General features: G+C 74.4%; 8 protein-coding genes. 5 read left to right on the plus strand and 3 right to left on the minus strand.

The annotated features are described in order from the left end of the window. Positions 1–77 precede the first annotated feature (77 nt). On the plus strand, positions 78–905 hold the full coding sequence (locus ADY01_RS32230) for an SDR family NAD(P)-dependent oxidoreductase (protein ID WP_049580281.1): 828 nt from the start codon (positions 78–80) through the stop codon (positions 903–905). Here the strand turns inward: ADY01_RS32230 and ADY01_RS32235 are convergent. Beyond that, the gene (locus ADY01_RS32235) at positions 892–1308 is read right to left on the minus strand and encodes a hypothetical protein (protein WP_049580282.1); all 417 of its coding nucleotides are present in this window, start codon (positions 1306–1308) and stop codon (positions 892–894) included. The genes ADY01_RS32230 and ADY01_RS32235 overlap by 14 nt on opposite strands. A 154-nt stretch (positions 1309–1462) precedes the next feature. Between ADY01_RS32235 and ADY01_RS32240 the strand changes: the two genes are divergently transcribed. Continuing rightward, on the plus strand, positions 1463–1876 hold the full coding sequence (locus ADY01_RS32240; RefSeq protein ID WP_049580283.1) for an organic hydroperoxide resistance protein: 414 nt from the start codon (positions 1463–1465) through the stop codon (positions 1874–1876). Positions 1877–1951: 75 nt separating this feature from the next. On the opposite strand, the gene ADY01_RS32245 is transcribed toward ADY01_RS32240, so the two are convergent. Further along, positions 1952–2656, minus strand: coding sequence for a fused DSP-PTPase phosphatase/NAD kinase-like protein (locus tag ADY01_RS32245; RefSeq protein WP_234320498.1), 705 nt, complete (start codon positions 2654–2656; stop codon positions 1952–1954). Positions 2657–2899: 243 nt separating this feature from the next. Between ADY01_RS32245 and ADY01_RS32250 the strand changes: the two genes are divergently transcribed. Together ADY01_RS32250 and ADY01_RS32255 are read left to right on the plus strand one after the other, a co-directional pair. Beyond that, entirely contained in the window at positions 2900–3604 is a 705-nt protein-coding gene (locus tag ADY01_RS32250; protein ID WP_107081888.1) for an HNH endonuclease family protein, read from the plus strand. Positions 3605–3616: 12 nt separating this feature from the next. Next, positions 3617–3823: a hypothetical protein gene (locus ADY01_RS32255; RefSeq protein WP_234320499.1), complete on the plus strand. Its 207-nt coding sequence runs from the start codon at positions 3617–3619 to the stop codon at positions 3821–3823. Positions 3824–4050: 227 nt separating this feature from the next. Here the strand turns inward: ADY01_RS32255 and ADY01_RS32260 are convergent, their stop codons facing one another. Beyond that, positions 4051–4305 carry a hypothetical protein gene (locus tag ADY01_RS32260; protein WP_049580285.1) on the minus strand — a complete coding sequence of 85 codons (255 nt, stop codon included), beginning with the start codon at positions 4303–4305 and terminating at the stop codon, positions 4051–4053. 237 nt (positions 4306–4542) lie between these two features. Between ADY01_RS32260 and ADY01_RS32265 the strand changes: the two genes are divergently transcribed. Beyond that, positions 4543–5223: an SDR family NAD(P)-dependent oxidoreductase gene (locus ADY01_RS32265; protein WP_199826363.1), complete on the plus strand. Its 681-nt coding sequence runs from the start codon at positions 4543–4545 to the stop codon at positions 5221–5223. The last annotated feature ends 37 nt before the right edge of the window (positions 5224–5260 follow it).

Consider the following 5260-nt stretch of genomic DNA (forward strand, 5'->3'; position numbering starts at 1 on the left):
CCCGTTCCCCCCGGCCCTCCCGTTCCCGCGGGATAAGGGGCTGCGGCTCCGGGCCGCCGTCTGCTACCACGGTCCCCATGCGCATCACACCACCGGCGGACCACGTCGCCCTCGTGACCGGAGCCAACCAGGGGATCGGGGCCGCGGTCGCGCGGACCCTCGCGGCGCGCGGCACCGCCGTGCTCTGCGCCTACCTGCGGCTGAACGGGCCCGGCCCCGAGGACGACTCCGAGGACGGCTCCGAGCGGTACCACGACGTGAGGGCCGTCTCGGGCGAGGCGGTGGCCGAGGAGATCCGGGCGGCGGGCGGCCGGGCCGAGGCCGTGGAGGCGGACCTCGCCGACCCGGACGCGCCCGCGGCGCTCTTCGACGCGGCCGAGGCCCGCCTCGGCCCGGTGGACATCCTGGTCAACAACGCGTCCGGCTGGGTCCAGGACACCTTCACGCCCGACCCCGCCGACCGGTTCGGGCGCCCGCTGCGTCCCGTCACGGCCGAGACCTTCGGCCGGCAGTTCGCCGTGGACGCACGGGCCCCGGCGCTGTTGATCGCCGAGCTGGCCCGCCGCCACCGGGCGCGCGGCGCGAGGTGGGGGCGGATCGTCGGCCTGACCTCGGGCGGCGCGCTCGGCTTCCCCGGGGAGGTCTCCTACGGCGCGGCCAAGGCGGCGCAGACCGACTACACGCTCTCGGCCGCCGCGGAGCTGGCCGGGCTGGGGATCACCGCCAACGTGGTGCACCCCCCGGTGACCGACACCGGGTGGGTCACCGACGAGGTGCGGGAGTTCGTCGCCTCCAGCGACACCCTCTTCCACGTCGCGGAACCGGCCGAGGTCGCCGAGACCATCGCGTTCCTGGTGTCGGAGGAGGCCACGCTGGTCACGGGGAACGTCATCACGCTGCGGTGAGGGGGCAGCCGAGGGCGGGCGCCGACCGGTTGGGGGAGCAGCCGATGACGTCCAGGGTCAGGAAGCCGGTGCCGCGCAGATACCAGCCGCCGTGGACGTCGTCGCCCGCCGCCAGCCGTTCCCCGGCGGCCGTCGCCCGGTGCCGCGCCGTCTCGCGGTCGTGCTCGACGGCGAAGGCGGGGGAGGCGCTCTCCAGCTCGTGGGTGAACCACGCCGCCGCCTCGGACGCGACGGGGAGGGTGCGGGTGATCGAGGTGGCGGGGCGCAGCAGCCAGTCGCTCAGGCGCATGGGCGTGCAGCGGTTGGTGAGGAATTCCGGCGTCCCGGGGCGTCGCGCCGTCTCCTGGTCGAACACGCGCCGCTCTCCCTGCCAGTGGTAGGCGTGGAAGTGGGCGGGCCTCATGGTTGAGGGTTCGTCGCCCGCCGCCCGCGCCTGAACGGCCACCCCAGTGATTCGCGCCGGCGGGGGCGGCGCCGCGCGTACGGTGGACCCGGGCGTCGGACCGCGACCTCCCCCGCACCACCCCGGGGACCACCACGACACGAGGAGAACCGCGATGGACGTGCTGTACACCGCCGTGGCCACCGCCAACGGGCGCGACGGACGGGCCGTCACCCCCGACGGACAGCTCGACCTGAACCTGGCGCCGCCGCCCGCGCTCGGCGGCGACGGCAACGGCACCAACCCGGAGCAGCTGTTCGCGGCGGGCTACGCGGCCTGCTTCGCCAGCGCCCTCGCGGGCGTCGGCAGGCGCGAGAAGGTGGACACCGGCGAGATCTCGATCACCGCGGAGGTCGGCCTGGGCAAGGAGGAGAGCGGCGGCTTCGCCCTCCAGGTGACGCTCCGCGCGGAGCTTCCCGACGCGCTCGCGGGCGAGGCCGGGCAGGCGCTGCTGGAGAAGGCGCACCAGCAGTGCCCGTACTCCAAGGCCACCCGGGGGAACATCGCGGTCACCCTCGTCGTGGAGTGACCCCGGCCCGTTCGGCCGGCGGCTCGGAAGAGGGAGACCGCCGTCTCGGAACAGGCCGCCTCGGAACAGGCCGCCTCAGAACAGGGAGAGCGACGCGTTGATCCGGCGGGGCGCGTCCAGCACGCGGCTCACGCCCCGCACCAGCGGCGGCGGTTGGGCGGTGTGGCCGGAATCGGCCGACAGGACGTACCAGATCTGCTCGACCGAGGGCGGGCCCACGGCCAGCGTGCGCAGGACGGCCTGGCCCGCGTCCGCCTGCCCCGTCCGCACCAGATAGGCGGAGCTCATCGAGCCGGTGCGCCCGACGCCCGCGCCGCAGTGCACGTAGACCGGCCCCCGCGCCGCGTCCACCGTCGTGAGGAACGCCCCGACCTGCTCCTCCGTCGGGGTCTGCCCGTCCCGGACGGGCATCCGCACCAGGTCGAGCCCGGCCCGGCCCGGCAGGGAGAGCTGACGCTCGGACAGGTCCTCGGCCCGCAGGTCGACCACGGTGCGGATGCCGCGCTCCGCGAGCTCGCGGTAGCCGTCGGGGCTCGGCGCCCCACCGCGCCAGAGCCGGTCGTCCACCTGCTGGAAGTTGCTGACGCCGGAGATCCTCTCGCCGCCGGGGTAGTGCTGCTTCGCCCACAGCGACATGCCCAGCGTGCCGAGGACCGCGGTCAGCCAGAGCGCGAGATAGCCGATGGCGCAGGCGGCCAGCGCCTTGCCCGTCCGGCGCGCCGCCACGCGCAGCGGAGAGCGCGCCGCCTCGCGCGGGGGAGAAAAGGGCCGATCGGGCACGAGATCACCACCGCGGGAGGGAAGGGGACGAACGGGTGCGCTGACGCGGCAGCTCAGCACGGCGTCCCTTCCCCTGTCCAGTCGCACAGGTCAGCGGCGCCCGGCCGACCGCCCGCCGGCCGTTCCGTGTCCGTGTGTCCGTGCGTCCGTGCGCCCGCCGTTCGCGCCACGCGCCCCGCGCGCCACCGCGAGCGGCGTTCGAGTGATCGTCGGGTTGGGCATGCGGAGGGTGGAGGTGACGCGATGAGGGGACGCCTGACGGCTGTCGCGCTCGGCGCCGTGCTGCTGGTGGCGGGCTGCGGCCTGGAGGAGGAGGCGGAGGAGGCGGCGCCGGAGGAGACCGCCGGGGAGTCGGCACAGCCGGGGCCGGACGACGGCGCGCCCGGCGCCGGGGACACGACGCTCCCCGGGCTGCCCACGGCCGGGGAGGCGCGCGATCAGCTCGCGGGGCTCACGGTCGCCGAGCCCCGTCCGATGACCGGGTACTCGCGCGACCGCTTCCCGCACTGGGCCACGCAGGAGGGCTGCACGGTGCGGCAGCTGGTGCTGCGCCGCGACGGGGAGGACGTCCAGGTGGACGACGACTGCCAGCCGACGTCCGGGAGCTGGCACAGCCCGTACGAGGACGAGGTCTACACGGAGCCGGGTGACGTCGACATCGACCACATGGTGCCGCTGGCCAACGCCTGGCGCTCCGGGGCGGACACGTGGACGGACGAGGAGCGGGAGACGTTCGCCAACGACCTCGACCACCCGCAGCTCATCGCCGTCGGCGACACGACCAACAGCGAGAAGGGCGACCAGTCGCCCGACCAATGGCTGCCGCCCGCCGAGGAGTTCGGCTGCACGTACGGGCTGGCGTGGACGTCGGTCAAGCACACCTACGAGCTGACCGTCACGGAGGAGGAGCGGGCCGAGCTCGTGGCACTGCTCGACAGCTGCGGGTGACATCATCGCGGCGTGGACGATTTCGACATGGGCCGGCGGATGACCTTCGAGGCGCGCCACAACGGGGAGCGCGGCTGGTACGTCGTGGACCCGGTGGGCAGTCTGGTGCACGCCGCCGGCCCCGACGGTCACCCCAGGGCGGCCTTCTTCGGCGAGGACCGGGCGGCGGCCGAGGCCCTGGCGGCCCATCTGAACGCCGAGCCGGACCACCGCGCGTAGCCGCGCCGGGCGGACAGCAGCACGCCCCGGCGCGCGCCACCGCCCGCCCGCCCCCGGGCGGGGGAGGACGGACGGACGGCGGAGGGCCCGTGACCCCCGCGGCTAGCGGGCGAATGTGCTGTCGCAGTCCATGCACTGCCACCTGCGTGGCATTCCGGTGCTGGTCACATTGATGCTGCCGCAGCTCGGGCACTTCATGGCGCTATCTCCGTTCGCTCACGACTCGGTCACAACAGGCCGCCGATGCTGCGCCGGTTGGCCTGGCGGACCTTCTCGCGAAGCAGGTCGCTCGCGGCCACGGGGCGCAGGTGCTCGGGGCTCACGTCCCACACCACCCCTCCCCTGACCGGTCTGAGCTGGTAGTTGGTGCCCTCATGGCCCACGACGACACCCACCCGCCCGAGTTCGGTGTCCTGCGCGAGCGTGCCCGGTTCGACCTGGTCACGCTCGGGAGCTTGTGGTTCCTGACTGCTGGCCGTCATGGAAGGCTGACTCTCTCCTGCGCTCTCTGTGATGAGACGCTCACTAGCATTCCCCCTCCTTCCGGGTCTGACCAGAGTGGATCGTCGGCCATTCCCAAGAGTTGACCCGGCGCACCGCCGTCCGAATGGTGGCCATTCAGGGGGCGAATGACGGCGGCGCCGCCGGGGGTGGCTGTGCTGGCATGGCACCCGGCCCGGCGCACCGACCGGGATGAGCGGACCGGGAGGCGATCACTGGTGACAGCCAGGCGGCGCGTCGTCGTCATCGGAGGAACCAGCGGGATCGGCGCGGCGGTCGCCGAGCGGTTCGCGGGCGAGGGCGACGAGGTGACGGTCGCGGGGCTCGGCGCCGAGCCGCCGGGCGTGGAACTCGACGTCACCCACGCCGCCGGGGTGGGCGAGTTCTTCGCCGGGCTCGGCTCGCTCGACGTGCTGGTCAACGCGGCGGGCGTGCTGCGGCGCGACGAGGAACACCGGCCCGAGGTGTTCGAGGGCGTGCTCGCGGTCAACCTCACGGGCACCATGCGCACCTGCGCCGCCGCCCACCGGCTGCTGTCCGCCTCGGGCGGCTGCGTCGTCAACATCGCCTCGATGCTCAGCTTCTTCGGCGGCCCCCGCGTTCCCGCCTACTCCGCCAGCAAGGGCGGCGTCGTGCAGCTGACCAAGGCGCTCGCGGTGGCGTGGGCCACCGACGGGGTGCGGGTCAACGCGGTGGCGCCCGGATGGATCAGGACCGGCATGACCGCCGAGCTGCGGCGCCGGCCGGAAGCGGACCGGCGGATCATCGACCGCACGCCCATGCGCCGCTGGGGCGAGGCGGCCGATGTCGCGGGCGCCGTGGCGTTCCTCGCCGGACCCGACGCGCACTTCATCACCGGCGCGGTGCTCCCGGTCGACGGCGGCTACCTCGCCATGTGACCCCACCTCCCCACCCCCGGCCTCTTATCTACACTTG

Origin of the sequence: Streptomyces sp. SBT349 (assembly GCF_001083795.1) — a bacterium.
GTDB lineage: Bacteria > Actinomycetota > Actinomycetes > Streptomycetales > Streptomycetaceae > Streptomyces.